Annotated in this window: 28 protein-coding genes, 1 tRNA gene, 1 pseudogene and 1 riboswitch; of the genes and pseudogenes, 12 read left to right on the top strand and 18 right to left on the bottom strand. The window is 58.5% G+C overall.

The genetic code is table 11. From position 1 onward, the window contains the following. From VMU57_RS15635 to VMU57_RS15605, 7 genes and pseudogenes are all read right to left on the bottom strand, one after another. Positions 1-895: pseudogene (locus VMU57_RS15635) on the bottom strand (5-methyltetrahydropteroyltriglutamate--homocysteine S-methyltransferase); the annotation flags it as partial. Positions 896-1,047: 152 nt separating this feature from the next. Next, a riboswitch (cobalamin riboswitch) is annotated at positions 1,048-1,241 on the bottom strand. Positions 1,242-1,245: 4 nt separating this feature from the next. Next, positions 1,246-2,166: a glutamate formimidoyltransferase gene (gene ftcD / locus VMU57_RS15630; RefSeq protein ID WP_325385056.1), complete on the bottom strand. Its 921-nt coding sequence runs from the start codon at positions 2,164-2,166 to the stop codon at positions 1,246-1,248. A 9-nt stretch (positions 2,167-2,175) separates the two neighbouring features. Then, on the bottom strand, positions 2,176-2,928 hold the full coding sequence (locus VMU57_RS15625) for an acyloxyacyl hydrolase (protein ID WP_325385054.1): 753 nt from the start codon (positions 2,926-2,928) through the stop codon (positions 2,176-2,178). An 81-nt stretch (positions 2,929-3,009) separates the two neighbouring features. Then, complete coding sequence (locus tag VMU57_RS15620; protein WP_325385052.1) at positions 3,010-3,762, bottom strand: YebC/PmpR family DNA-binding transcriptional regulator; 753 nt, start codon at positions 3,760-3,762, stop codon at positions 3,010-3,012. 410 nt (positions 3,763-4,172) lie between these two features. Next, on the bottom strand, positions 4,173-5,462 hold the full coding sequence (gene lysA, locus VMU57_RS15615) for a diaminopimelate decarboxylase (protein WP_325385050.1): 1,290 nt from the start codon (positions 5,460-5,462) through the stop codon (positions 4,173-4,175). Position 5,463: 1 nt separating this feature from the next. Continuing rightward, positions 5,464-5,778 (bottom strand): PspC domain-containing protein, encoded by a 315-nt coding sequence (locus VMU57_RS15610; RefSeq protein ID WP_325385048.1) that lies wholly within the window; start codon positions 5,776-5,778, stop codon positions 5,464-5,466. Between the two features lie 108 nt (positions 5,779-5,886). After that, positions 5,887-7,116: a hypothetical protein gene (locus tag VMU57_RS15605; protein WP_325385046.1), complete on the bottom strand. Its 1,230-nt coding sequence runs from the start codon at positions 7,114-7,116 to the stop codon at positions 5,887-5,889. A gap of 147 nt (positions 7,117-7,263) precedes the next feature. On the opposite strand from VMU57_RS15605, the gene VMU57_RS15600 reads away from it, so the two are divergent. Next, positions 7,264-7,716 (top strand): hypothetical protein, encoded by a 453-nt coding sequence (locus VMU57_RS15600; protein WP_325385044.1) that lies wholly within the window; start codon positions 7,264-7,266, stop codon positions 7,714-7,716. Between the two features lie 20 nt (positions 7,717-7,736). On the opposite strand, the gene VMU57_RS15595 is transcribed toward VMU57_RS15600, so the two are convergent. Continuing rightward, positions 7,737-8,855 (bottom strand): hypothetical protein, encoded by a 1,119-nt coding sequence (locus VMU57_RS15595; RefSeq protein ID WP_325385042.1) that lies wholly within the window; start codon positions 8,853-8,855, stop codon positions 7,737-7,739. Between the two features lie 182 nt (positions 8,856-9,037). Between VMU57_RS15595 and VMU57_RS15590 the strand changes: the two genes are divergently transcribed. Beyond that, positions 9,038-9,196, top strand: coding sequence for a hypothetical protein (locus tag VMU57_RS15590; RefSeq protein ID WP_325385041.1), 159 nt, complete (start codon positions 9,038-9,040; stop codon positions 9,194-9,196). Between the two features lie 168 nt (positions 9,197-9,364). On the opposite strand, the gene VMU57_RS15585 is transcribed toward VMU57_RS15590, so the two are convergent. The 3 genes from VMU57_RS15585 to VMU57_RS15575 all read right to left on the bottom strand — a co-directional run bounded on the left by VMU57_RS15585 (position 9,365) and on the right by VMU57_RS15575 (position 12,410). Then, positions 9,365-10,288: a fumarylacetoacetate hydrolase family protein gene (locus VMU57_RS15585; RefSeq protein WP_325385039.1), complete on the bottom strand. Its 924-nt coding sequence runs from the start codon at positions 10,286-10,288 to the stop codon at positions 9,365-9,367. Further along, positions 10,285-11,589 (bottom strand): enolase C-terminal domain-like protein, encoded by a 1,305-nt coding sequence (locus VMU57_RS15580; protein WP_325385037.1) that lies wholly within the window; start codon positions 11,587-11,589, stop codon positions 10,285-10,287. Before VMU57_RS15580 ends, VMU57_RS15585 begins: the two co-directional genes overlap by 4 nt. A gap of 71 nt (positions 11,590-11,660) precedes the next feature. Further along, positions 11,661-12,410 carry an SDR family oxidoreductase gene (locus tag VMU57_RS15575; protein ID WP_325385035.1) on the bottom strand — a complete coding sequence of 250 codons (750 nt, stop codon included), beginning with the start codon at positions 12,408-12,410 and terminating at the stop codon, positions 11,661-11,663. 357 nt (positions 12,411-12,767) lie between these two features. On the opposite strand from VMU57_RS15575, the gene VMU57_RS15570 reads away from it, so the two are divergent. From VMU57_RS15570 to yihA, 3 genes are all read left to right on the top strand, one after another. Next, complete coding sequence (locus tag VMU57_RS15570) at positions 12,768-13,106, top strand: L-rhamnose mutarotase (RefSeq protein WP_325385033.1); 339 nt, start codon at positions 12,768-12,770, stop codon at positions 13,104-13,106. Positions 13,107-13,377: 271 nt separating this feature from the next. Continuing rightward, positions 13,378-14,205 carry a hypothetical protein gene (locus VMU57_RS15565; protein WP_325385031.1) on the top strand — a complete coding sequence of 276 codons (828 nt, stop codon included), beginning with the start codon at positions 13,378-13,380 and terminating at the stop codon, positions 14,203-14,205. An 84-nt stretch (positions 14,206-14,289) separates the two neighbouring features. Continuing rightward, positions 14,290-14,901 (top strand): ribosome biogenesis GTP-binding protein YihA/YsxC, encoded by a 612-nt coding sequence (yihA, locus tag VMU57_RS15560; RefSeq protein ID WP_325385029.1) that lies wholly within the window; start codon positions 14,290-14,292, stop codon positions 14,899-14,901. 95 nt (positions 14,902-14,996) lie between these two features. Here yihA and VMU57_RS15555 read toward each other — a convergent pair whose 3' ends face one another. From VMU57_RS15555 to VMU57_RS15545, 3 genes are all read right to left on the bottom strand, one after another. Next, positions 14,997-16,337: an inositol-3-phosphate synthase gene (locus tag VMU57_RS15555; protein ID WP_325385027.1), complete on the bottom strand. Its 1,341-nt coding sequence runs from the start codon at positions 16,335-16,337 to the stop codon at positions 14,997-14,999. A gap of 206 nt (positions 16,338-16,543) precedes the next feature. Then, positions 16,544-17,311 carry a hypothetical protein gene (locus VMU57_RS15550; protein WP_325385025.1) on the bottom strand — a complete coding sequence of 256 codons (768 nt, stop codon included), beginning with the start codon at positions 17,309-17,311 and terminating at the stop codon, positions 16,544-16,546. A 53-nt stretch (positions 17,312-17,364) separates the two neighbouring features. Beyond that, positions 17,365-17,787, bottom strand: a complete 423-nt coding sequence (locus VMU57_RS15545; RefSeq protein WP_325385023.1) for a MarR family winged helix-turn-helix transcriptional regulator — start codon at positions 17,785-17,787, stop codon at positions 17,365-17,367. Positions 17,788-18,094: 307 nt separating this feature from the next. Between VMU57_RS15545 and VMU57_RS15540 the strand changes: the two genes are divergently transcribed. Then, complete coding sequence (locus VMU57_RS15540; RefSeq protein ID WP_325385021.1) at positions 18,095-18,850, top strand: carotenoid biosynthesis protein; 756 nt, start codon at positions 18,095-18,097, stop codon at positions 18,848-18,850. A gap of 127 nt (positions 18,851-18,977) precedes the next feature. On the opposite strand, the gene VMU57_RS15535 is transcribed toward VMU57_RS15540, so the two are convergent. Next, positions 18,978-19,430: a hypothetical protein gene (locus VMU57_RS15535; protein WP_325385020.1), complete on the bottom strand. Its 453-nt coding sequence runs from the start codon at positions 19,428-19,430 to the stop codon at positions 18,978-18,980. Between the two features lie 83 nt (positions 19,431-19,513). Further along, positions 19,514-20,140 (bottom strand): DedA family protein, encoded by a 627-nt coding sequence (locus VMU57_RS15530; protein WP_325385018.1) that lies wholly within the window; start codon positions 20,138-20,140, stop codon positions 19,514-19,516. A 76-nt stretch (positions 20,141-20,216) separates the two neighbouring features. On the opposite strand from VMU57_RS15530, the gene VMU57_RS15525 reads away from it, so the two are divergent. After that, on the top strand, positions 20,217-21,032 hold the full coding sequence (locus VMU57_RS15525; protein ID WP_325385016.1) for a chlorite dismutase family protein: 816 nt from the start codon (positions 20,217-20,219) through the stop codon (positions 21,030-21,032). A gap of 6 nt (positions 21,033-21,038) precedes the next feature. Next, positions 21,039-21,812, top strand: coding sequence for an endonuclease III (nth, locus tag VMU57_RS15520; RefSeq protein WP_325385014.1), 774 nt, complete (start codon positions 21,039-21,041; stop codon positions 21,810-21,812). A 182-nt stretch (positions 21,813-21,994) separates the two neighbouring features. On the opposite strand, the gene VMU57_RS15515 is transcribed toward nth, so the two are convergent. Next, positions 21,995-22,888: a uroporphyrinogen-III synthase gene (locus VMU57_RS15515; RefSeq protein ID WP_325385012.1), complete on the bottom strand. Its 894-nt coding sequence runs from the start codon at positions 22,886-22,888 to the stop codon at positions 21,995-21,997. 20 nt (positions 22,889-22,908) lie between these two features. Between VMU57_RS15515 and VMU57_RS15510 the strand changes: the two genes are divergently transcribed. Then, on the top strand, positions 22,909-23,919 hold the full coding sequence (locus VMU57_RS15510; protein ID WP_325385010.1) for a carbohydrate kinase family protein: 1,011 nt from the start codon (positions 22,909-22,911) through the stop codon (positions 23,917-23,919). Positions 23,920-23,960: 41 nt separating this feature from the next. Further along, the gene (locus VMU57_RS15505; RefSeq protein WP_325385008.1) at positions 23,961-25,181 is read left to right on the top strand and encodes a VWA domain-containing protein; all 1,221 of its coding nucleotides are present in this window, start codon (positions 23,961-23,963) and stop codon (positions 25,179-25,181) included. Between the two features lie 15 nt (positions 25,182-25,196). Here the strand turns inward: VMU57_RS15505 and VMU57_RS15500 are convergent, their stop codons facing one another. Then, entirely contained in the window at positions 25,197-25,697 is a 501-nt protein-coding gene (locus VMU57_RS15500; RefSeq protein WP_325385006.1) for a DinB family protein, read from the bottom strand. A 103-nt stretch (positions 25,698-25,800) separates the two neighbouring features. Here VMU57_RS15500 and VMU57_RS15495 point away from each other — a divergent pair. Further along, a tRNA-Gln gene (locus tag VMU57_RS15495) sits at positions 25,801-25,874 on the top strand. A 196-nt stretch (positions 25,875-26,070) separates the two neighbouring features. After that, positions 26,071-26,456 (top strand): Arm DNA-binding domain-containing protein (locus VMU57_RS15490; protein ID WP_325385004.1); only part of this gene is annotated, 386 nt, incomplete at its 3' end.

The following is a 26,456-nucleotide window of genomic DNA, read 5'->3' as shown; positions in this document are numbered from 1 at the left end:
TCCAGATCGGCAAGCCAGATATTGCGGCCATCGACGCAGCCCAGGCTGAGCGTCTGATGCGATTGCAACAGCTCGACCACTTCAGCAACCTGTTCAGGCGCTCGAACAACATCAATATGCAATCCGGCAGTGCCAAGCGAGCAAGCCAGTTCGAGATTGTCGCCCAGTTCGCCAAAGTAAGTCGTCAGCATCAGCTTGAGCGGAACGCTGGCAAGCTCGGCATAGGCGGAGCGAAACGCCTCTGCATAGCCTTCAGGAAGGTCGGTGACGAGAGCAGCCTCATCGATCTGAACCCACTCCGCGCCTCCAGCTGCAAGCTCATTCAGCACCTTGCGATAAGCAGCAAGAAGCCGCGGCAAAAGATCCAACGGGTCGATGCCATCGACTGCTTTACCGAGCAGCAACAAAGTGACGGGGCCAATCAGTACCGGTCTGGTCACAATACCGAGGCTCTTCGCCTCGGCAAACTCGGCGAGCAGCTTTGTTGTGTCGGGTGTGAACGCTAAATCGTCGCTCCACTCCGGGACCAGGTAGTGATAGTTCGTATCGAACCACTTGGTCATCTCCATGGCCGTCTGCTCGTTGCTGTTGCGGGCCATCTGAAAGTAACGGGTCAGCGTGACCGGTCCAGCGCCGAAACGTGACGGCGTTCCACCGACGAGCACCAGCGCATCGAGCACCTGATCGTAGAACGAGAAGTCGTTGCTTGGAATGACATCGAGACCGGCCTCTTTTGTAGCTGCCAGTTTCGCTGTCGCAAGGTCTTTGCGGTTGTCAGCAGATCGGTCTCGCTCAAGCGGCCGCGCCAGAAATCTTCAAGCGCGAACTTCAACTCGCGATGGCGGCCGATGCGTGGGTATCCCAGATTTGCAGTTGATCGTGAAGGCGATGACATTTTTCGGTTCCTCTCCTGATGAAACGAAGGAACCACCTTATGCGCAGGCATCGTCGCTTCCGCGGTAGCGGAGTCAACGGAACATTGGCAACCGGCCCATACTCGAGACCAGCGTCCTCAGCGCAGCCGCAGTGGGAGACGCAACGTCTCTTCCGCGGTGGTGGCGGCGGGCCGGTCTTCGGACTTTGGGCTACCTACTAAACGCCGCTTCCCATTCTTTTGCAAGAACAGTGCGTGGCCAGGGCCTTGCGTCGTTCGTTCCCATCACCGCTGCGAGTCAGCGCCGGAATCTCACCGGCTTCCCGTTTAACAAGACCGAGGTCTTGCACCTGCACATCTTTCACTTTACATCAGACAGATGGCCACGCGAGCGGATGCTCCAGACGTCGCTCCAGAATCTTCAGTGCAGGATCGAAGCCGGTGATCTGCTTGACCCAATCGGCACCTTCCTCATAAGCGTCTTCAGGGATCAGGCCGATAAGCTCCGCGTCGTCGATGAGAACACCGTGGCGCTGCGCGAGATGTTGAATGGTCGAGTGAATGTGTCGCATCGGTGTGATCTGGAATTCGGTGATGTTCATGCTCACCTGCGCACGGCCATTGGCGACCACGCCGATAGCCTTGACTCCATGTAGACCGCCGTTCGAGGCGCGGATGTCGCGGGCGATGGCTCGTGCCGCAGAGATATCCGGCTGATGAAGGTGCACGTTGAAGGCGATCAAAAAATTACGCGCTCCGACGGCTGAGGCACCTGCTGTCTCATGCAGCCCAGGTCCGCCGATATCGGGGCAGCGCGATGAATCCCGGCGCGTCGCTTCGCGCAGACCCTCGAACTGGCCTTTGCGTACCTCTTCAAGCTGGACGCGGTCAGGACGCGCAGCAGCAGCTCCGTAAAAGTAGACAGGAACGCCGTAGGTTCGCCAGATCAGCAATCCTGCCTGGCGTGCCAGCACAGCACACTCCGCCATCGAGATGCCGCTGACCGGAATAAACGGAACGACGTCAGCAGCGCCGATGCGAGGATGAACGCCTTTCTGCCGGGTGAGATCGATCAGTTCAGCCGCCTTGCCGACGGACTTGACCGCCGCTGCGATCACTGCTGCCGGAGGTCCGGCGATGGTGACGACGGAACGATTGTGCGCCGTATCGAGCGACCAGTCGAGCAGGCTCACGCCCTCGACCTGCATCGCAGCGACGATCTTGCTCACCGTTGCAGCGTCAGTACCTTCCGAAAAATTTGGGACACACTCGATGATCGCGTCAGAGTTCATAGGGCCGTCTTACTTCCACCAGGTATAGCCGATCGTAAATTGGAGGCTTGCATTCACTCCCGGGTTCTTGTCTCCCAGCGAGGCCGACGAAATATGCACTGCATTGGCACTGAAATCGATTGAGCGGCGAGGCTGGAAGAAGTAGTGAAGCCCGACGCCACCCTGAGGAGTAAAGTTCCATACGCTGGCGTCGGTGTTGGGGCCGTCGTTGAAGACGCTCAGAGGCCCACCGCCAAACGCCGGATACTTGTGATTGGTCCAAAGAACGCCTCCAGCACCTTGTATCCATGGTGAGATGCGTCGCGTACCGGTAAAGTTCCAGCGCAGGATGATGGGCGTGATGGAGACGCCGGTGTAAGTTCCTCCTACCGTGTAGAGCGGCGAACAGGACAGATCAGGCGAGTTGGGAGCGGTACCGCAGTTGGCGCGCTGAAACTTCGGCGTGTAGGACTGCCAGAAGGGGAAGACCTCGACGGCGTATTCGAAGTTGCCGTGCAGCGGGCCGGGCAGATAGTCGCCGGTGAGGACTTTCCCGGCATGAACACCAGCCATCAGGAACTTGAAGCTGTTGCGGTCCTCGGTCAGGCCGACGCCGCTCTGGACGAGAACGCCCAGTTCTAACGGCAGCTTGCCGGAGTTGGCGTGGAAAGGGTTTGCATCGCTGTTTGTCGCCGTAGCCTGCGCGATTGCGAGATGAACTGAGAAGACAAGAGCGAATGCTGCGATGAGTGGTCTTGCTATGCCGCGAAATCCCTTGGTCACTATGTCGCTCCGTTTGCTGTCGATGAAAGAAGAAGGGCCGCCGATAAGCGGCGGCCTTGTGTGAATCTTTGACCGCTTGGGTCAATGTCCTGCGTTGGCTACGGCAGCTTCGTCCATGTCGAAGTTGGAGTAGACATTTTGCGTGTCGTCCAGGTCTTCCAGCGTCTCGAGAAGACGAATCATGGCATTGGCCTGAGAGCCTTCGAGCTTGGTGTAGGTCGAAGCAATCTTGGTGACCTCGGCGTGCTCAGGCGTGATGTTCGCGGCCTTCAGCGCGTTGGTGACTGCCTCGAAGTCCTTGGGGTCGCAGAGCACTTCCCAGTTCTCGCCTTCGTCGCTCAGGTCTTCTCCGCCCGCTTCGAGGATGATTTCCGTGAGTTTGTCTTCGTTGGCTGCGGACTTCGCAATGACGATGACGCCCTTTTTTGAGAACATCCATGAGACTGAGTTCGACTCGCCCAGATTGCCGCCGTTCTTCGAGAAGGCGTGGCGAATCTCGCTGACCGCACGATTCTTGTTGTCCGTGAGGACATCGACGATCAGGGCAACGCCTCCGGGGCCGTAGCCTTCGTAGGTGATCTCCTCGTAGGAGACGCCTTCGAGCTCGCCGGTGCCGCGCTGAATGGCGCGCTTGATGTTGTCGGCGGGCATGTTCTCCGCCTTGGCGGCGACGATCGCGCCACGGAGACGGGGATTGCCGTCCGGGTCGCCGCCGCCGCCGGTTTTGGCAGCGATGGTGATTTCCTTGATCAGACGAGTGAAGATCTTGCCACGTTTGGCGTCAAGCGCGCCCTTTTTATGCTTGATTGTGGCCCATTTTGAATGGCCGGACATGTACTACCTCAATCATGGTTTTGTGTGGGGCTGCGAGGTTCCACGGGCTCTCACGACGTTCGATTTTAGCATGTCGAACGGTGCATGTTTCTGGCGGCTGTGAGAGGGGCGGAGCTGGATCTGACCGACGTACCCCCTCCCCCTAAAGTATCTAAAGTCTTCATTTCAGATGGTTTATTTGCAAAGTCTTGATTCAATGCTAGTTATGGGTAAGCTATTGATTCTAAACGATAATTGGTTGATAAACCCTATCTCTTCTTCATGCTTTGACTCTGGTTTTATTATAGCGAGCAGGCCATAACTGTTTTGCAATTGCTATCTCTTTTATTTTCTGATGTTTATCCACTTTTAGGGCTTGACACACGTTTTTGCTGAGGTTTTTGAGGGTCTTGAGACACAAAAAAGACCGATCAAAGAATCTCGGGGGCGAGGAGATCGCGCATGGTCTCGCGGCGGCGAATGAGCGTTGTTTCGGCGTTGTCAATTAAGACCTCGGCTGGGCGAGGACGGGTGTTGTAGTTGCTGGTGAGGCTCATGCCGTAGGCTCCGGCGTCGAGGATCAGGACCAGGTCGCCGGGCTTTACGGCGGTGAGGACACGGTCGCGGGCGAAGAAGTCGCCCGACTCGCAGACCGGGCCTACGATGTCCGCCGTGATGGACGGGCTCGCGGTGCGCGGTTGTTTAACGGGGAGGATTTCGTGATGCGCGTGGTAGAGCGAGGGGCGGATGAGATCGTTCATGCCTGCGTCGGTGATGACGAAGGTCTTCGAACCGTTCTTCTTGACGAAGAGGACGCGTGTGAGCAGCGCGCCTGCCTGAGCCACGATGAATCGGCCCGGTTCGATGATGAGATGTGCGGACTCGTTAGCGAGCCCTTTGCGGAGAGCGGCAGCGTACTTCTGCACCTGTTGCGCCGGGTTGAAGGCGGTGGTGCCGTAGTCGATGCCGAGACCGCCGCCGGCGTCGATGTAGCGGATATCGTGGCCGTCCCTCCTCAGGTCGGCGATGAGGGCGGTGACGCGGGCCGTGGCTGCGGCGAAGGGATCGACCTTGCGAATCTGCGAGCCGATGTGGACGCTGACCCCGGCAGCATCGAGCCACTTTGACTTCGCCGCTTTGCGGTAGAGGTCGCGGGCGGCTTTGATGTCGATGCCGAACTTGTGCTCGCTGAGGCCGGTGGAGATATAAGGATGGGTGTCGGCGAAGACGTCGGGATTGACGCGGAGGGCAAAGCGGGCGCGGATGCTGAGGGCTTCGGCGCGGGCGGCGAGCAGGTATAGCTCGGCCTCCGATTCGACGTTGAAGAGGAGGATGTTGGCCTTTAGCGCGGCGTCGATCTCCCAGACCTGCTTGCCTACGCCGGAGAAGACGACCTTGGCCAGCGCGGGTTTGTGCGCCTTGCGGACGCGCTCGAGCTCGCCGCCGGAGACGATGTCGAAGCCTGCTCCCTGCTGCGCGAGCAGGCGCAGAATGGCCAGCGAGGAGTTGGCTTTGACCGCGTAGCAGATGGTGTGCGGCTGGTCTTTAAATGCCTGCTCGAAGAGTTGGAAGCGGTCGGAGATCTGCTGCGCCGAGTAGACGTAGAGCGGAGTGCCGTGATCTTCAGCGAGGACGGAGAGGCTGGCTCCATCGCAGTGCAGAGTGCGATTGCGATAGGCGAAGGGGCGAGGGCTTGGCTGCGGGGCGATTTTTCTAGGCAAACTAAGTGCTCTTTATCGGGAGTGCGTAAGGGGCTTCGGGAATGATGACCCATGCGGCGATGTACGCCAGGGCACCGACGCCGGTGAGGATGATGAACAGCGCCGTGATGACGCGGACCAGGTTGAGGTCCCAGCCATAGTGCAGAGCAAAGCCGGAGCAGACACCGGCGATCATGCGCGGATTGCGCGGACGGGTCAGCCGAGGCGTGGGCTGGTAGGCGTTTGCCGTAAACGGAGCAGAGTTAACGGTGGCTCCGCAGGCCGTGCAAAAACGGGACGACGATTCGATTGGCTTTCCGCAATGGCTACAGAACATGGGAGACCTCCAAAGGACAACTAAATCGCAGCGAACTCTATTTTGTCATAGTTACGTATCTTTTCGCTGTCTGGTTCCCTGGCATTTATCAGTCGGCGTGCCTTGCATTTATTTGCCGGTGTACGGAGTTTTCAGGTACTTGCGTGCGGTGTCAGCCTGCGATTGATCGCCGCCTCCGGCGCTGGCCTGCTGATACTGCCGGATCGCCTCCGGACGGTTATGCAGGAGATCGAACATCTCTCCCGCGTTCAGTTGAGCGCGGCGGCGAAGCCAGTCGCTGCAGGTGGGCTGCGCGGCAGCCTCAAGATAATTCTTTGCAGCGTCGGCGATGTCGTTCTGGCCGCGCTGCGTGTCGGCGAGGCCGAAGTAGGTCATGTGCAGACGCGGATCGAAGAAGTAGCCGGGTTTTGCGGCGTCCACCAGGATGGCCTTGTAGGCGGCAATCGCTGTGGGACCGTTGCCGCTGTCCTTGGTGATGTTGGCGACTTCGAGGCGGAAGAGGTAGTCGTGAGGATACTGCTCGGCGAGCCCGCGCTCCACGGCGAGCGCCTCGGGGTAGCGGGCATCGTGACGCAGGAAGAGGGAGAGCGCCGTGCGCGATTCGACCGGGGTCACTACACCGTGCGCGGCTGCTTCGCGAAGCATTTGCAGGCCTTTTTCCTTGCTGCCGTTGACTCCCGCGATACCGACCATGATGCGCAGAAGACGCGGCAGGCTGGCCACGGCGAACTGCTGAATGCCGACCGCCATCCTGGCGTCGGCGTAGCCGGGATCGATCCTGAGGGCCTGTTCGCTGTCATTGCGCGCGGCCAATCCCTGATGGGCGGCGGAGATATAGCTGTGGTCGACCAGGGTGATGAATGCCGCGTGCATTCCGCGAGCGTAGCCCCGGGCAAAGTAGGCGTTCTTGTCGTCAGGATTGTCGTGGATCTGCTTGTCGCAGAGGTCGATCGCCCGGTCGGTCAGATCTTCAATGCGCTGCCGCGTGGCCTCGGGCACGGGGACATCCCGCTTGGAGCTGAGGAAGCTGTTGTGCGCGTAGTACGTCGTGTCGAGAAGATCCTGGTGGTAGAGCTCGCGGAAGATGACCGTCGTCAGCACATAGTCGACGGCCATAGGATTCTGCGGATTGGCCTTGAGGACGGTTTCGAAACGGGCGAGTGCGCCGTCATAGTTGAGGTTGTAGAAGTCGACGCGGGCCTCTTTAACCAGCCGAGTGAGATTGATGGGATCCGTGTGGTCAGCGGGATTGTAGCTCTGCGCCGCGGCTGACGTAGTAAGCGCAAGCAGGAAGACAAAAGACCATGAAATCGCAGGCGTTGGCGGCTTGTGTGTCATCGTTTCCGAAAAACCGTTTCGTACGTATAGGTTGCGGAGGCGAAAGGCACCTCTGTCTGAGTTGGACGGCCCGTCACCGTAAACTATACAGTTGGACGCCAGCACTACAGACGGGTACTGCCCGAGTTTCAGGATAAAACAGACGCTATGACACGGTTTCAGCTGCTCCAACTACTGATTGGCCAGGCGAAGGCTAATGGCTTCGAGCTTCGCAGGTGGTACACGTCCAATCTTGGGCTGCCATGGCAGCACACGCGCCATGCCATCGAGATGCTCTCCGCCGAAAAACGCTACTTCGTGCTGCTGTTCTCACACGAGTTTGCGTCCTCGTTCTGGAAGGGTGGCGAACTGATGACCTTTCAGGTGCCGTCGCAGACCTTTCAACGACGCATGGCCGATGGAAGCATAGGGACGGTGACGCGCAAAGCGTATACCCGGCGCAATACGCGCGAGGACGCCTGGCGCTATCATCTGCGCGAGATGGCCGTGTCGGAGGATCCGCTGCGCTACATGCGGCGGTTTCTGCGCGTCGAGGACGAGCTGGAAGAAGAGACGATTCCGCACATCGCTACAGATGGAATCGCGACCGCCAAAGACTAGTCCCTATCTCGACACGGAACTTACTCTACGTTTGCGGGGTTCACCTGTTTGTATCCTGCGGGTACGGCAAACATCGACTCGTCCGCAGATGCCTGGGAAAATCCAGCCAACTGCGTATTCGATTCGACCAGTACGCCTGCTGTGGCCTGAGCAGGAGCGGATGCATCCTGCGGTGCCGCATCGGGCGCAGGATCGGCCTTCTTTTTCTTATGGCCGAATCCACCAAAACCTCCGGCGAGACCGCCGAGGGATCCCATCTTACTTGCGATAGACGATGTTGCCGATTGCTGCGCTACATCGCCAGCGCTGGGCATCGCGGGCGAATCCGACGGGGGCGGCAGCGGAGCCTCAGAGGCGGCGGGGAGCGTGGCTCCGTTCGCCGTCATGCCCATGCGCATCACCTGCTGTACTGGAACGCCCTTCAGCTTGGACATCTCCTTGATCATGTCGGCCATTCCCTGCCCCGCCCCGGGATATTGCGCCAGCATCGCAGGGTTGAGCGCGCCACTGAATACGATCTTCATCTTCTCTGCGTAACGCCGATAGAAGTCCTTCACTTCGTCATAGCCTGGGATCTCAGGCGCCAGCCAGAGATCATTAGTGATCGCCATCGAGCCGGTCTGGCCGGAGGTCTTGTCGGTCGCGTCCATCGCCATGGTCAGGATGGCTTCGTTCGCGCTCAGGCCGGCTACGTCTTTGGTCGCTCCGGTGTTGCGAACATGCACCTCGAACTTTATATCGGTGTTCGAAGGCGCATTCTGTTGCGGAGACTGCTTCTGCGACTGCTCTTTCGCCTTCTGCATGGCCCGTTCCATCTGCTGTCGCATCTGCTCGAAGGTCATCACCACGTACTGATGCTTCTGATGGTCAATGGTCGTAACGGTTTCGCGGTCCAGGTCGATGATCTCGGTTTGCTGCTGTCCGACGCGTACCATTCGGTTGCCCTTAATAGCGACGGTTGAAACGATCGGCTCGCCGGCTTGTCTCGCTGCCTTGCTGAAGGTTCCCGCCATCTTCATCAGCTGCATCATCGAGCCACCCGTAATCTGGGTCGTCTCTGTATAGGTAAAGTCGGCGTAGGTACACGGCGTAAGCAGCACAGCCAGTAACCCAACATATAAAAATCGGTTGATTTTCATCCTGGGCCTCCTTGATAAAACGGTGTATGGCCCGCAGATACCGCTCGTCCGAGGCAACCCCACCACCAGTCTGCCAACAGACGGAAGTAGTGTACCTCCGAGATGCATTTTTGTCATGCAGCCAAACGACATCGATCTAATCAGGATTGCGTTTCTCCGGCACCGTAAAATAAACCGACACTATGAAGCCCAAGGCCAACCGAGTCTTCATCCCCATCCTGCTGCTGTTCGCATTCGCCGTCGTCGGGCTGAATACGTGGCTGTCATTCCGCGATGTCGATTTGCTGGTGCAGGCAAAGGAATTGAATCAAGCGGCCTCCGTATTGCTCCTAGGTGTATAGTCCCGGCAGTTGAAGGTGCAAACTATTCCAGCGGATGGAAGGAGGCACCATGGGACAGGTATTACCTCCATCGAAGGCGCGCAGCGGAGAACCCTGTCTTCTAGCCTGCACACGGTCCTTGCGTGCCATCATCTATGAGCCAATCCGATGCGGACAGTTGCAGCCTGCCTACTCCGCCACCGTGCGATTGCGGAGCTGGCCGACCTTCTCGACCGTGATGACCACCTCTTCGTCCGGCTGGAGCCAGCGCTGCGGCTTACGGCCCAGACCCACGCCTTCCGGGGTTCCAGTGCTGATGATGTCTCCGGCTTCGAGCGGCGTCAGGCTCGAGAGGTGGGCGATCAGAGCGGGAATTTTGAAGATGAGGTCGCTGGTGTTCGAACTTTGCAGCGTCTCTCCATTGATGGTCAGCGAGATATTCAGTGCGTGCGGATCAGGAACCTCGTCGGCAGTGACGATGGCCGGGCCCATCGGCGTGAAGGTGGGGAATGATTTTCCCAGCGTCCACTGGCTCGTCGCAAGCTGCACATCGCGTGCGCTGACGTCATTGACGATGGTGTAACCGAAGACGTGTTCCTTCCAGTCCTTCTCGGCGATCTGGTAGCCACGCTTGCCGATGACGACGGCGAACTCGGCCTCGTAATCAGGCTGCGTGCTGATCTTAGGCAGGATGATGAGCGCATCAGGGCCAACGATGGAGCTGGTCAGCTTTAGAAAAACAGTCGGCACCTTCTGCACGGCCATCTTCGATTCGTCGGCGTGCTTCTGGTAGTTCAGGCCAATGGCGAAGACTCGCGGAGGCCGCGGAATGGGAGCATGCAGCGTGACCCGCGAAAGCGGAACCCGCGGCGCGCTGGACTCGATCTTGCGAATTCTGTCGAGCGCGTCCTGTCCAGCCTCGATGATGTTGCGCACCGAGCGGTAGCCCAGCGACGAGAGGCTTGCGACCTCCTGCTCGCCGTCCTTGCCGACGACCAGCAGGCCGGGGGTGGCAACGCCGCAGTTGAGCAGCTCAGCGGGGACGGACTCGCCCAGTGTTCTGGGCTTTGCGTTCGTAGATTCAGCTCGGGACGAGAAGGTAACGAATTTCACTTGGAGGCGCTCCAGGCTTCGCCGTGCGGAAAGGCGAAGCGGGTTAGGGATTCTTCGCGAATCTGAATGCTGTAGCCGGGCTGCTGCGGCAGAAGGTAGTGTCCGTCTTTGATGCGAACCGGATCGACGAAGTGCTCGTGCAGATGATCGACGAACTCGATCACGCGGTTTTCGAGCGTCCCAGACACACTGAGGAAGTCGAACGCAGAAAGATGCTGCACATACTCGCAGAGGCCAACGCCGCCAGCATGAGGACAGACCGGAATGCCGAATTTGGCCGCCATAAGGATAATGGCAAGGTTCTCATTCACACCGGCTACTCGGCAACTGTCCAGTTGCAGCACGTCGATGGCTTCAGCCTGGAGCAGCTGCTTGAACATGATGCGGTTATGAACATGCTCGCCGGTAGCGATGCGGACCTCAGGCACCTCGCGCCGGATGCGCGCATGGCCGAGAATGTCGTCGGGATTGGTCGGCTCCTCCATCCACCACGGCTTCAGCTCGGCAAGCTGCCGCGTGCGCGTGATCGCCTCCAGCACGCCCCATTTCTGGTTGGCATCGACCATCAGCTTATTGTCCCAGCCGATCTCCTCGCGGACGATGTGCCCCCGGCGAAGGTCATCCGCCGCATCGCCGCCCACCTTCAGCTTGAAATACTTCCAGCCGTCGGCCAGCGCCTCTTTCGAGAGCCTGCGGATCTTCTCCTCGCTGTAACCGAACCATCCCACCGAAGTCGTGTACGCGGGATAGCCCTTCTCCTTAAGCAGCGATAACCGCTCCGCCTGTCCCTTGCGGCGAGTCGTCAGCAGCTCAATCGCCTCTTCCTCCGACAGCGCATCGTCGATATAGCGAAAATCGATAGCCTTGACGAGTTGTTCCGGTTCCATCTCCGAAAGCAGCTGCCACAACGGCTTCTTCTCCGCCCGCGCATAGAGGTCCCAGACCGCGTTGATCAGCGCCGCGGCAGCCAGTTGAATGACTCCCTTTTCCGGCCCAAGCCAGCGAAACTGCGTGTCGTCGGTAAGCTGACGGACAAAGGCGCGAAAGTCGTCGGTGATCGACGCAAGGGTGCGGTTGACGGCGTAGCGCGACAGATACTCCGCCGCCTGCACCACAAGGTCGGTGCCGCGCCCCAGGGTAAACGAGAGCCCGTGGCCTTCGAGCGCCGAGTTGGTTTCGAGGATGCAATAGGCAGCAGAATAGTCCGGGTCTTTATTGACGGCGTCCGAGCCGATGTGCTCGCGCGACGTCGGGAAACGGAGATCGATGACACGGATTGAAGTAATGAGAATGTCGTTCAACTTGGGACTTTCCTGTCTTTGAATTTCAGCGTCCGGTCTGTGAATGTGAGAGGCAGCGGTCGATCAACCGATCAGGCCGCCGTCCAGCCTCCATCGATAGGGATCAGCGCGCCGTTGATGAACTCGGCCTCACGCGAGCAAAGATACCGGACCAGCGAGGCGATGTCCTCGGGCGTGCCGAGGCGGCCGATCGGCTGTCGGGCAACCAGCTCGGCGCGGACCTTCTCCTTCTCGTGCGCGTGATACTTCTCGAGGTAGCCCTCGACAAAGGGCGTCTGCACCGTGCCCGGAGCGATGCAGTTGATACGCAGCTCCTTGGGATAGTCGACCGCGATCTGGCGAGTCATGGCCAGCACTGCTCCCTTGCTGGCGCAGTAGGCAAAGCGCTGCTTCACTCCCACCGTGGCGGCCACCGAACCGATGTTGACGATGCTGCCGCGCGTGGCCAGCAGCAGCGGGAACGCCGCCTGCGTCACCAGAAAGACACTGTGTACGTTGACGCGCATCACCTTGGCAAAGTCCTCTTCCGACGTACGGGTGATGTCGCCGACCAGCCCGATTCCAGCATTGTTCACCAGAATGTCGAGTTGGGCAATGTTCGCGAATGCAGCCGCAATTGAAGCGGAATCGGTTACATCCATCGCGACCGCTTTTGCGTTGGGCAGCTCGGCGGCCAGCGTCTGCGCCGCGGCAAGGTTAAGGTCGGCGATCAGCACATGCGCACCGGCACGGGCCAGTTCGCGGGCGGTCGCGGCGCCGATGCCGCTGGCTCCGCCGGTCACGAGAGCAATTTTATTTTCCAGGCGAAAAGCATCTGTCATAGGCTGAAATCCTGTTACTGCACAGAAGAAAGAATAACGCGTTTAAGTGAATCCGCTAAAAAGATATTTCTGGGCAGCCCGTAAAACGCGCCAAAACCCCGAAACCGCAACCGCAACCGCAACCGCAAAAGATCGAAACTACCCCTGATGAAGTCTTCGTTTTGAAAGGGCGTGGCTTCAGCCGCGCCGCAAATCGCTCATCAATCACGGGCTTTAGCCCCCGAGGGGATTGTTCAAGAACTAAATCTGACCTCCCTTAGATCCAGAAACACTTTTCAATGAGAAATGGTACTCTGCGGTTGGCCCGGTGTGCTTGGCAGCACATTGGCTCAAACAGATCATGCAAGCGGAGGAAGAATGCCACGTCATTGTTTAACCCTGGACCTTAAGAACGACGAGACCGCCATCTCGGAGTACAAGCGCTATCACGTCAAGATCTGGCCAGAGGTGAAGAAGAGTCTGTTTGATGCGGGGATCGTCGAGATGGAAATTTACCTGGCTGCAACGCGGCTCTTTATGATTATGGACGTGAACGATCATTTCTCGCTGTCAGCCAAGGCTGCCGCCGACGCCGTCAATGCCAGGGTGCAGGAGTGGGAGAGGCTGATGGAACAGTTCCAGCAGGAACTGCCGCAGTCCAAACCCGGGCAGAAGTGGGTCGTCATGGAGAAGGTCTTCGACCTGGCCTCCCAGTAACACCTCACACTCAGTCGCCAATACAGTTGCGTTGCCTCAAGGAAACCCAAGGTTTCAGCCTTAGGTTTCCTGGGGTTTCTTGCCCCTCACACACGCCAGAAAACGAAGGGAATACCCTTGCGATATGGCGCACGGTAACGGACGCACTCCCGCTTCATAAAAAGTAGGAGTTTCGCCCTGAGCCGCTTTGCACTAAGGTGTTAGGGTGCATCAAATGGCAAGAGTAAGCCTGAAGCAGCGGCTTCTTGCCAAAAATCGATGGAGGACGACCATGAAAGGTACCAAGCCGATGAAGATGTGGGCAGCGATGGCACTGGGCGCGGCGATGATTCTGAGCGGATGCCACAGCACACCGCCAGCAGGAACCAAGAACGCCGACGGCTCGATTACAAATGCCGACGGATCCGTGACCTATCCAGCAGGAACCAAGCCTGCGGTTGTGACTAAGAATGCTGACGGGTCGATTACCAATCCGGACGGCTCCACAACCTACCCAGCTGGCACAGCTCCGGCCCAGGCGGCGAGGCGGGAGGCGCCTGCCCCAAGACGTGAGGCCCCGGCTCCGGTAGCAGCAACTCCGGCCCCCGAACCCACCCCTGCAGCCACTGTCGTTCCCAGCGGAACGACAGTACGGGTATCGCTTTCGGAGACGCTAAGCGCGAAACGTAACAACGTAGGCGATAGCTTCAGCGGCGTTCTGATTGAACCGTTGCGTACACGCGGCGGCGGCAGCGTCTTCAAACGCGGAACGCGGGTAGAAGGAACCGTCATCGCCGCCAAGGGTCAGGGCCGATTTAAGGGCGCTGGAGACCTCGGCATTCAACTTACCTCGATCGCAGGAATCCCGGTTCAGACCTCCGAATATGAAGAGATCGCCAAAGGCAAAGGCAAGCGCACCGCAGTTCTGGCAGGCGGTGGCACCGGTCTCGGAGCCCTCATCGGTGGTCTCGCCGGCGGCGGCAAGGGCGCTCTGATCGGCGGCCTGGCTGGCGCGGGCGCTGGCACGGCGGGTTCGGCCTTCACAGGAAACAAGGACGTCGTGATTCCGGCGGAATCGAACATCACCTTCCGTCTCACCTCGCCGCTTACCGTTCGCTAGTTTTATCTCTTCCCTTCACCAAAGCGCATCCGGCTTATCCAGTGGGTGCGCTTTTTTGCGGCGATAGAACGATAGACTGAAACCATGCCGCTGACTCCCGTCTTCCTGCTCTCCGCAACCGATATCGCCCACTTCCCCTCCGAAGCCAAGACCTACGGAGCGCCGGAGATCGCCTTCCTTGGCCGCTCCAACGTCGGCAAGTCGTCGCTCATCAATTCTCTGCTGGGGTCGAAACAGGCGCATACCTCTTCCACGCCGGGGCGGACGCGGGCGATCAACTTCTTTGCGCTGCATGAGGGCGCGGGCGACAAGATGAAGCAGAAGCCCACCCTGATCTTCGCCGATCTGCCCGGCTATGGCTATGCCAAGATCTCGAAGTCGATCTCGTCGGAGTGGCCGAAATTCATCGAGCCCTACCTGGCCGACCGTGACGCGCTGGCGCTCTGCATCTGTCTCGTGGATACGAATATTCCGCCGCAGCCGAGCGATTCGCAGCTCATCGACTACTTCAAACAGACGCAGCGGCCTTATCTGGTAGTAGGAACCAAGGCAGACAAGCTATCGAACAATGTGCTGGCCAAGTCGGTCGCCGCGCTCAAGCGGGAGCATGGAGTGGACGAGATTCTCGCCGTCTCCGCCAAGACAGATGCCGGCACGAAAGCGCTGTGGCAGCGCCTCATGTCAGTCGCCGGATAATGGCAAAAAGGCTACAGATTGCGCTGTAACCACTCAGACGCTATTTTAGGGGTTACATTTTCCAAAATGTAACCCCTAAACTGTCGATTTACCGGTTACTGGTCGTAATACTCGAGGCCAAGGTGGGTGATGAGGTCTTCGCCCATGATGTGGCGAAGCGTGTTCTTCAGCTTGGTGTGCTGAATGAAGAGGTCGTGCTCCGGGTACAGACCCTTCGCATGTTGCGGCGCCTTGAAGTAGAAGCTCAACCACTCCTGAATGCCCAGCCCGCGCAGACTTGGCGTGCGGGCCGCGAGGTCCATGAAGAGGATCAGGTCGAGCGCCAATGGTGCGGCAAGGATGGAGTCGCGGCAGAGGAAATCGACCTTGAGCTGCATCGGATAGCCGAGCCAGCCAAAGATATCGATATTATCCCAACCCTCTTTATTATCACCACGCGGCGGATAATAGTTGATGCGAACCTTGTGGTAGAGATCCTTGTAAAGATCCGGGTGCAACTCCGGCTCGAAGATGTAATCGAGCACGCCCAGCTTCGACTCTTCCTTGGTCTTGAAGGACTCCGGATCGTCAAGCACTTCGCCGTCGCGGTTGCCGAGAATGTTGGTGGAGTACCAGCCGCTGACACCGAGGTTGCGGACCTTGAAGGCTGGGGCGAGAACGGTCTTGATGAAGGTCTGCCCGGTCTTGAAGTCCTTGCCGCAGATGGGAGCGTTCATCTTCTTGGAAAGCTCCTGCAGCGCAGGAATATCGACCGTCAGATTCGGCGCGCCGTTCGCGAAGGGGATACCCTCCTTCAGCGCGGCCCAGGCGTAGAGCATGGAGGGCGAGATGTTCGGGTCGTCTTCGACGAGACCTTTTTCGAAGGCTTCGAGCGTCTGGTGAACGGCGCTGGGCTGGATAAAGATCTCGGTCGAGCCGGTCCAGATCATGACCTGGCGATCAGTTTTGGTCTTGAACTCTGCGATGTCGTTGCGGATCTGGTTGGCGAGGTCGCACTTGTTTTTGCCGGTCTTGATCTTCTTGCCTTCAAGACGTTTGACGTAGTGCTGGTCGAAGGCGGCGGGCATCGGCTCGATGGATTCGAGGTACGGTCGAATCTGTTCGAGCTGGTCGCGGTCGAGCACCTGTGCGGTCTTGGCTGCGTCGTAGAGATTGCCGCCGAAGATGTCCCATCCTGTAAAGACGAGATCGTCGAGCTGTGCGATGGGCGCGAAGTCCTTGATGAGCGGGGTGCGGCCTTCGTTGCGCTTGCCGAGACGGATGGTGCTCATCTGCGTGGTGGAGCCGATGGGCTTGGCCAGTCCGCGGCGAACGGCTTCTACGCCGGCGATAAGGGTGGTGGCGACTGCTCCCATACCGGGAATCATGACGCCTAATTTTCCAGTTGCAGGCTTGATGCTGGCCGCGCTTGGTGTGGCGGCTTCGGGAGTAGACATAACTGAGCAAAATCCTTCGTGAGGCAATTTTCCGTGGGTGCGGAATCCTCAGTATTGCTCACGAAAAGAGCAGGCGCAAACAAAGTGGACGATTGTTCAGACGTTAGCGATAACGCATTTTCCCCGGAAATCCGGCATGTTTGACGATAGGTCGCCTCTCTTCTCTACGCAACGATCAGGCGACCTCTATCGTCTTCTGATGCTCTTCACGCCAAGTGCACCGAGCCATCCAATTGCCGAGCAGTCTGCGCCGTTGCCGACTGCCTCAATTTCTTCAGCGACGCCAGGTGCAGCAAGACGGCAAGCGGCACGAGAAACACTGGAACCATGACCAGCGGGAAGGCAGTCACTAATTCATTTGGCTTGTCGAGCGACAGCATCTGCAATGGCGAAGGAGAGGTGAGGAAGCCGAGTCCCACAGCCACAATCAGGTCTGCGATTCCAAAGAGATTCCATGCACCAAGCCGGCCAGCCGCAGCCTGTGGGTTACGCGCATACGCTGTCCCAACGACGGGGGCAAACAGGCCGGTGAGGATATCGCCGATGGCTGCCGGAAAGGCGAAGATCCCGGGCAGCTTCCCTGCGGCATAGAGCACAAGAAAGATCACGCCCATGACCCGATAGAACTGGACTCCGGCTATCCACTTTTGCGGCACTGCTTCGATGACGCGCCGCAGCAGACGCCACCGCCAAAACAGTAGAGCAACGATCACTGGCGGGATTAGCATTCCAAATTGAATCATCGGAATACGAGGCGTTGCCCCTTGAAAGAACCCGAGCGAGGCGGGTACCAGCTCGGCGAGGAACCAGACTACGAGCAGTATTGCAATGCTCGAGGTTGCTCTTCGGCGTTCATGGTCTGGCCATCCTGCACCTTGAAGCTCGCGATGGACTGCGAACAGCACAGCGGTGATGGTTGCAACGCTTCCGATCAGGATGTAGGCGGGTAGGTAAGCAGGTACAAGTTGGCTCATATGCGAATCTCCTGCTTCGATAGATGTATATACATCTATATGGATACAAAAAATTAATCTCCCTCGGCAGCGGCGGCGATGCTTGTAAGCATCTGCCCCATCTGGTGCCAGGTCTTTTCCCCAATACGGGCTTGCAGCTTCTTTTGCGCCCGCTCCCATTGTGGCTGGGTCTGCTGAAACTTACGTCTTCCGGCTGGGGTCAGATTCAACAGCTTTTCCCTCCGATCTTCACCGGGATTGGAGCTGATCCAGCCGCGCTCCACTAAAACACTCAAAGTGCGTGTCAGAGTTGTGCTATCCATCGCCAGCAGCCTGCCTAGTGTCTTTTGCGTGATCTCTCCAGCTATATCCAGCGTCATCAGCAACGTGAACTGGGTGAATTCGAGCTCGGAGGAGCGAAGCTCGTGGTTGTACATCTTCGTAACGGCCCGAGCAGCACGGCGTAGGTTGGCACAGGCGCAGGGCAGATTCGGCAAGGATGCTTGAGATTTTTTCTGCATGACACTATAGATGCATATGCATCTACCTATCACTTGTCAAACCGGAATGGTGGGTTACTCATGAAAGATTTGGCAAGTGCATGTCAGCAGTCCGGCAGTAACATCTGTTTTGTCTCAGGAGAGGGTTAGCCGATGATGACCAAACATTTAGCGCGCACCCGCAGAAACCTGCGACTAGAATGCTGCCATGCCAAGTGAGAGAGTACCCCAGCGTGAATTCTTATTATGGCTTCTTCTGCTTCTCTATGTATGTGGACGGTTCCTTCAACTTGGCGCAGGGCGAGTGCCGACGCTGCTGATCGTGCTGCTGCATGTCGGCCCACCTGCACTCTTCGCGTTCGTGCATGGCAGATCGATTTATCGAACGCGAGGAATTCTGGTTTTTATAGCGCTTTCGCTCGGAGTTGGAGGCTTCTTCGAGAGTCTCAGTCTTCGTACAGGATTTCCATTTGGTCGCTACTACTTTACGGATGTAATGGGACCCAAGCTGTTCGAACTTCCGGTTTTGCTGGTTCTGGCGTATGTCGGAATGGGCTACGTCTCGTGGGTATTGGCGATACTGTTGCTCGGGCACGCACGAAGACCTTTCACGATCAAGCGGGTTGTCGCTCTGCCGCTGATTGCGAGCTTTATCATGGTTGGATGGGATCTCGCGATGGATCCAGTGTGGGCAAATATCGATCGGGCCTGGGTATGGAAAGACGGCGGGGCATATTTCGGCGTACCGGTCAGCAACTACCTGGGCTGGTATCTGACAGTATTCGTAACCTATCAACTGTTCGCGCTATATCTCCGTAGCCGGACAGTGACCAGTAAGCTTACGGTAGAGCAGGGGTGGCTCGCGATTCTCTTCTATGGAGTTTGCGCGAGCGGCAACTTGCTGCTAATTATTCCTAAAAGATCGCTTCTGGTTACGGATGGAACCGGGAAACATTGGTTCAGTGCTGACATTATCGGGGCATGCGTCATTGTGTCGATCTTTGTCATGGGATCGTTTGCGATTTTGGCGTGGCTGAGAGCTGGAGAGTCGGAGATTTAGGTGCTTCTACGATGAATACACTTTTCAGTGTGAGGCAACGAATCAGATGCATGCGCGAACTATCAAATCCTAAACGAAAGGCCCACTGGTACTCAGCAGGCCTTTCGTTTGCGTTTATCTCAATTGTCTAGCGATGACCGCCGTCATGACCGCCGTCGGGACGACCGCCGCCACGGAACCCGGCGCTGTGTTCGCTGCCGGCATCGTGGCCAGCATTGCCTACATGGCCGCGGCCGTCACGCGCTTCGTTTCCTTGAAAATGATTGAACGGCTGAACTCCGCGCCCGGGCATTGGGCCTCTGTAACCGTGATGAGGATCGTAGCGGTTATCGACGTGACCGTAGAAGCCGTGCGGTCCGTGGAACCATGGGCCAGCGCCGAGGAATAATCCGCCGACAAACCAGTCGGGGCCATAGTAGCCGTAGGGAGCGCAGTCGTAAGGAGAGTAATCGAAGTACCCGTAGGGGCATACCGGAGCGACACCGATGTTGATGGAAACCTGCGCGGGGGCAATGATAGTGGTACCGACCACCAGCGCGGCTCCCAGTGCGGAAAGCGCGAGTATCTTGCGGATGGACATATTGTTATTCCTCCTCGGCCAACTTACTAGACCCGAAGAATGGAGGCAGGTTGCGTTCTGTTCCAATCTTTTTCGGAGCTGGACTATGCCGCTTCGGTGCGGATGCGGTTTTTCCAGTGCGAGATGACGAACCAGAGGAAGCCGACGACGATGACGGCTTCGACTCCGAGGTGGAAGCGGTGGAAGATCTCTTTGAAGCGGGGATTGGTGTTGAACTGTGCGCCGAGCTTCATGCCGACATAGGCGAGTACGTAGCACCACGGCCACGAGCCAATAAAGGTGTAGATGTGGAAGCGGAGTTGGTTCATCTTCGCAACCCCCGCCGGGAAGGCGATGAAGGTGCGAACGATGGGAAGCATTCTGCCGATGAGGACGGTGATGGAGCCGTAGCGGGCGAAGAAGTGGTCGACGAGATCGAGGTCGCGGCGGCTGAGCAGGAGGTAGCTGCCGTAGCGCTCGACCATGGGGCGGCCTCCGCGCGCGCCTACCCAGTAGGCGGGGATGGAGCCGAGGTTCGAGGCCAGAGAGGCCACGGTCGCCAGGATGATGAGTTGGAGCTGGGTGTGGGCGAGAGCGTATCCGGCCAGCGGCATGATGACTTCGGACGGTATCGGAATGCAGGCGGACTGGATGGCCATGAGCACGATGACGCTCAGGTAGCCACCACTGGCGATGGCGCCGACAAGGAGGGCGATGATTTTTTCTGACATGCAGGTGCAGTATATCGGTTTGGCGTGAAAATACGGTTCTTTGCCAGCGTGCGCGGGTTCGGGAGACAATCGAAGCATGGCAGAGACAATTGCACCGAATACTCCGAAGCAGGAAGCACAAGAGCCGTTGAAAACAGTAGCGGCGTCGGGACGACCGGCAAGCAGCTATGGCGCGGCTCCCCACGATCCTTCGAAGCCAGCCGTGAAGCGGCAGATCGTGGCCTTTAGCTTCTATAAAGTGATGCCGGAGTGGCGCAGGCTGCCCAAGGAAGAGAAGGCCAAGCACAAGACGGAGTTTGCCGCCGTTCTGGCGCGGTGGAACAGGCTGGGCGAGTTTCTTTCGCTGACCTATTCGACCGTCGGCACGCGCGGCGATGTGGATATGTGCGTCTGGTCGATTGGCTACGCCGTCGATGAGATGAACCAGATGCGCAGCGAGTTGATGGGGACGGCGCTGGGCGGATATCTGGATTCGCCGCATAACTTTCTGGCGATGACCAAGCGCTCGCAGTACCAGATCGACCGCGCCGATGAGAGCGAGGGCGAGAGCCGCGGCGCGATTCGTCCCGGTGGCCAGAAGTACATCTTCATCTATCCGTTCTGGAAGACGCGGCCATGGTATCTGCTGTCGCTTGAAGAACGGAAGCGGTTGATGGACGAGCACATTCGCATCGGGTTGAGCTATCCGCGAGTGAAGCTGAATACGACTTATTCGTTCGGCATCGACGATCAGGAGTTCGTGGTGGCGTTTGAGACGAACTTCCCTGAAGACTTCGTGGACCTGGTGCAGCAGTTGCGCGAGACCGAGATCAGCCTCTACACGCTGAAGGACACTCCCATCTTTAGCTGTGTTCGGGTGCCTGCGGAAGAGATGCTCAACCGGCTGGGATAGGACGACATGGCGCGTACCAAGGTCACGACGGTAGTCAAACCGGTGCAGAAGTCGCCCGTGGGGAAGAAGGCTCAGGCGATTGCGGCGACCGAACCTGTCTCTGCGAAGAAGAAGGTTGGGAAGACGGCTAATCCGCTGGCCCCGGCACGCGTCGCCGCGATTCTGGATGCGCTGGAGAAGACTTATCCCGGCGTGGTCTGCGCGCTGAACCATCGCAATGCGTGGGAGCTGACCGTCGCTACGATTCTGTCCGCACAGTGTACGGATGTGCGCGTCAATCTTGTCACTCCTGCGCTATTCAAGGCCTTCCCTACTCCCAAGGCGATGGCTTCTGCTTCCCTGCCGGAGCTTGAAGAATTGATTCGCACCACCGGCTTCTTTCGCAATAAAGCAAAGTCGATTCAGGGCGCGGCCAAGGTTGTTGTCGAGGAGTTTGGCGGCAAGGTTCCGCAGACGATGGAAGAGCTGCTGCGGCTGCCCGGCGTGGCACGGAAGACCGCCAATGTGGTGCTCGGGTCATGGTTTAAGATTGCCGTCGGAGTGGTTGTAGATACGCATGTTATGCGCCTCACCCATCGGCTGGAATTAACTAAGGAAACAGCTCCCGAAAAGGTGGAACGCGACATGATGAAGATCATTCCGCAGAACCACTGGATCGCCTTTTCGCATGAGCTGATCCATCATGGGCGGCAGATCTGCATCGCCCGCAAGCCGCGCTGCGCCGACTGCACGCTGGAGAAACTGTGCAACTCGTCTGACAAGACCTGGACTTCGCATTAGAGCGAATAGCCCCATTCGGAGAGGATAGGCCCGGCCTTCAGCCCTTGAATTTTCTGCCTTTAGGGTTCATGGGGCTGCGCCACATGCTGATATGGATCGCGCCTTCAGTGCGGGTTCGTGGCCATCTCTCATCTTCGATACAGAGGAGCAGCCACGCATCTTGGGGAAGATGGCGATACGCCCTAGTTGGAGCGTGTCAGGGTTTCTATGAGGGCGGGAATGGTGGGCTCGTCGGCTTCGAGATGTGGGGGATGGCCGAGGTCGCGGAGAGCTTGGCTGGTAACGGGGCCTATCGACGCAAGTACGACGGAGGGAGGAAGGGTAAGGCTCGCAGCTTCGAGCAAGGCTATCAGGTTGCGAGCGGTAGAGGCGCTGGTGAAGGTGATGGCGTCCGGGTAGCTTGCAGGCGAGGCGAAGAGTTGCCGGAGCGCGGGGATGGACTCGGGTGGGATCTGGTTGCGATAGGCCTCGACGATGGTGAGGGTCGCACCGGCGGCGGTGAGGGCTTCGGGCAGGATGTCGCGGGCTTCGGCTGCGCGGATGAACAGGACACGTTTGCCATGGGCCTCGGGGGCGAGGGCCTCGGCGAGCGATTCGGCGATGTACTTTGGCGGGACTAGATCGACCTGGAGGCCGATTCCCTGCACTGCTCGGGCGGTGGCCGGGCCTATAACGGCGATCTTTGGAGATAGATGGCTTCCAGAAACCCACGTCCCAGAATCGGGACGTGGGGCACCCGGCTTGAGGGATGGGTTGCGGCGCTGGTGAAAGACTTCGACGGCGTTGACGCTGGTGAAGAGCAGCCAGTCGTAAGTTTCGAGCTGCGCCAGGGCGGCGTCGAGGGGGGCATAGCTCTCGGGGGGGACGATCTCGATGGTGGGAATGAGAATAGGGGTCGCGCCGAGGGACTCCAGCCGGGCGGCGAGATCGGAGGCCTGGGACTGGGTTCGGGTGACGAGGATGCGTTTCTTTTGCAGGGCGAGCATCTGTTCAGCGATTGTAGTTGGCGGGGCGGGCAGAGACCCAATTGGCCCAATCGGAGGCGGAAGTTCCGTCCGCAGGTTGCGGACAGTCATACAGCATTTACAGTAGAAATATGAGGAAACCGTCGAAGGTTGACCTGGTTGGCGTGGGATTGAACGCCACCGATACCGTTATTCCCCTGGCTGACTATCCGGTGCGTGGCTCCAAGGTCGAATTCAGCGCCGCAGATGTGCTGCCGGGCGGACAGGTTGCGAGCACTGTCGTCGCCTGCCAGCTCTGGGGGATGAGGACACGCTATGTCGGCAGCCTGGGCGACGACAGCGCCGCGACGCTACATCACGATGCCTTTGCCGACGCCGGGGTGGAGACGCAGATCGTTACGGTTCCCGAGTGCGCCAGCCGACAATCGCTGATTCTGGTTGATGGCGGCGGCGAGCGGACCGTGCTCTGGCGAAAGGACGAGCGGCTCGATCTGCAGCCGGAGATCCTTGATCGCGAGTGGATCGTGAACGCGCGGGCGCTTCATGTAGACGGCTACGATACGGCAACGGCGACGGTAGCGGCGAAGTGGGCGCGTGAGGCTGGCATCCCAGTCATCGCCGATCTTGATGAACTCTATCCCGGGGTGGACCAGCTTCTGGAAAATATTGACTACCTGATCGTGAGCCGTGACTTTCCTTGCCGGTTGATGAAGGAGCCGAATCTTGAGGACGCTTTACGCAAGATGCAGCGCCGCTACGGATGCCGGTTGACGGCGGCGACGCTGGGACAGGACGGCGTGCTGGCGTGGGACGGCAGCCAGTTTTACTACACACCCGCGTACCATGTGCCGGTGGTCGATACGACCGGGGCCGGGGACACCTTTCACGCCGGTTTCATCTATGGGATGTTGCAGGGGTGGCCGCTGGACCGGCAACTGGACTTTGCCTGTGCCGCGGCGGCGCTGAACTGCATGGCGGTCGGGGCGAGGGGCGGAATTCGGACGGTGGAGACGATTGAGGAACTGATGGCAACGGGCGCGCACTACCCCAACGCCAGCCATGCCTCGCTTGTGACCGTCACGACCGAGGAGCAGATTACCGTTGTCGCCTTCAGCAGCGTTCATGCGGGCCCTCACGAGTAGCGCTTAACACCGTCCAACGGTACGGAGTAGAGTTTTCCATCATGAGCCTGACGACGAGATCGACGATGAGCTACCGCGCGAACCGCCTCCGCCTTACGGCCCCGCTCCTGGTCCTTGCGGCACTTCTATTTGCGATGCCGGCTGCGGCGCTTCAGGCCCAGAGCGCTCCTGCTGCGCAGACGCCCCCCGCGCAACAAACCAAGCCCGATCAGAATACAGACGAAGGCGGCCCGCAGACCGACAACGGCCCGCTCGTCATCCGCAAGAAGCCGGATGATAACGAACCTCCGCCGCCGCCAGCGCCTGCCGAGCCTACGGTGAAGAATCCGAACAACGAGACTTTTTCGTTGCGCGTCGACGTGCCGATCGTCAACCTGAATGTGAATGTCATCCTCGACAAGACCCATCAGTTTGTTCCCGGGCTGAAGGCGGCGAACTTTTTGGTACTCGAAGACGGCGTTCCACAGACGATCACCGGCGTGCGCATGACGCAGACTCCCATCACCGCCGTGATGCTGCTGGAGTTTGCGGCTAACAGCTACTACCTGATTAACGACATGCAGAACGCGTCGTACAGCTTCTTTAGCACGCTGCGTCCCGACGACTATGTGGCCGTAGTGACCTATGACCTGCATACCCACATCCTCACGGACTTCACCAACAACAAGGATGTGATTGCGCAGGCGCTGCAGTCGTTGACGATTCCCGGCTTCTCCGACACCGACATGTTCGACGCGCTGTACGAGACGCTCGACCGGCTTACCCGCGTGGAGGGACGCAAGTACGTCATCCTGATCGGCAGCGGACGCGATACCTTCTCGAAGCTGACGCTGGACAAGATTCTGGCGAAGGTGAAGGCCACGCCGAATGTGACCATCTTCTCCATCGGCACCGGCGCTCTGCTCAACGAACTGCGCGGAGGCCAAGGTGGTATGGGCGGTGGTATGGCTGACCTCAACTATCTGCAGGCTCAGAACCAGTTGAAGACCTTCGCCGCAATGACCGGAGGATTGAGCTTCAGCCCTATCTTTCAGGGCGAGCTTCCCGATATCTTCTCGCAGATCAATAACTCGATCCGCAACCAGTACGTTCTGACCTATCGACCGACGAATACCAAGAACGATGGGTCTTACCGCAAGATTCAGGTGCTGCTGGTAGACAACGAAGGGCACCCTCTGCGGATGCAGGACGAGAAGGGTAAATCGCTCAAATATTCGATCATCGCCCGCGATGGCTATAAGGCCAAACTGCCGGTCGAATAGCGCCGCTGCCGCGCTTCAACGAGGCCGGGGCGTTGTTAGATCGAGGTCGGCGGCGATCATTTGCTTAGTCACAAGAATGATCTGTCCCATGTGCTCGTGAGCGTGGGCGACGACCAGATAGATGGCCTCGAGCACGCTCGCCTCGGGGCGGCCAGGCTGCGGGCTGGTGCGGTCGGTGAGGCGCTCGGGCGGCAGCGTAGCAATGATATGCCGTGCCTCGGCTATGGTTGCGGCAAACCTTTCGGACAGCTCTGCTCCGGACACGCCGCCATCGGCGCTGAACTCGGACTCGCGCACGCGAATGTCCTTGGCGCCCCCCACTCCGTGGGTCGCCCACTGCCGTATGTTGCCGCAAAGATGCAGGACGATATTTCCCACGGCATTCTCATGCGCGCCGCCGCGCTGCCATATCTGCTCATCGGTCAGCTTACCCAGGCAAATCTTCATATTGGTCGCAACCATGTCCAGCCTGCGACAGGAGAAGTCAAGGAAATTTGCAGCTATCTGGTTATCCATCTTCGCATTCTAGCGCAGAAGATATTGACCAGAATCAAGCCTCACCGTACACTCTAAAAAGGTAGTCGGCGAGCAGCAAAGTCGCGGCGCCCGCATCACCTGTTGCCCCCTCGTTCAATGGTAGGACTGCCGACTCTGACTCGGCCAATCGGGGTTCGAATCCCTGGGGGGCAACCAAAACTAAACTTCCCCGCACTTCTCTGAACCGCTCCGAACTCTCGGAGCGTTTTGTTTTGTGCAACTTACGCCGATTTAGCGTTCGCAGAGGTGCGATGCGGTTCGGCGGAAGCCGGACTTTCTTGCGGGTACGGATGCGGGTATAGTGAGTACAAATTGCGGGTATCGAACGTACCCGCAATCTTGGAGGTTCATTATGGCGCTCACGATCCGGGAGATTGAGAACGCGAAGGCTGCTGGCAAACCGTACAAAATGACCGATGGCGGCGGCCTTTGCTTGCTGATTTCTCCATCCGGGGCGAAGCTATGGCGCTGGCGCTACTACTTTGAGGGCAAAGAAAAGATGATGGCGTTTGGCGAATACCCGCTCGTCTCGCTCAAAGACGCCCGCGAGCTACACTTCGCGGCTCGCAAAACCTTGGCTGCGGGCATCGATCCGATGGCGGAGCGCAAAGCGGAAGCTGAGGTCAAGCAAAAAGAAACTGAAGACCGGCAGCGTGAAGCGAAAAACAGCTTTGAGAAGATTGGCCGCAAATGGTGGGCATGGTGGTCTGTTGGCAAGTCTCCTCGTCATGTCGATAC

The organism is Edaphobacter sp. (assembly GCF_035532915.1).
Lineage (GTDB): Bacteria > Acidobacteriota > Terriglobia > Terriglobales > Acidobacteriaceae > Edaphobacter.
Note: the sequence above shows the minus strand (reverse complement) of the source record. Positions and strands in the feature narration are given on the sequence as shown.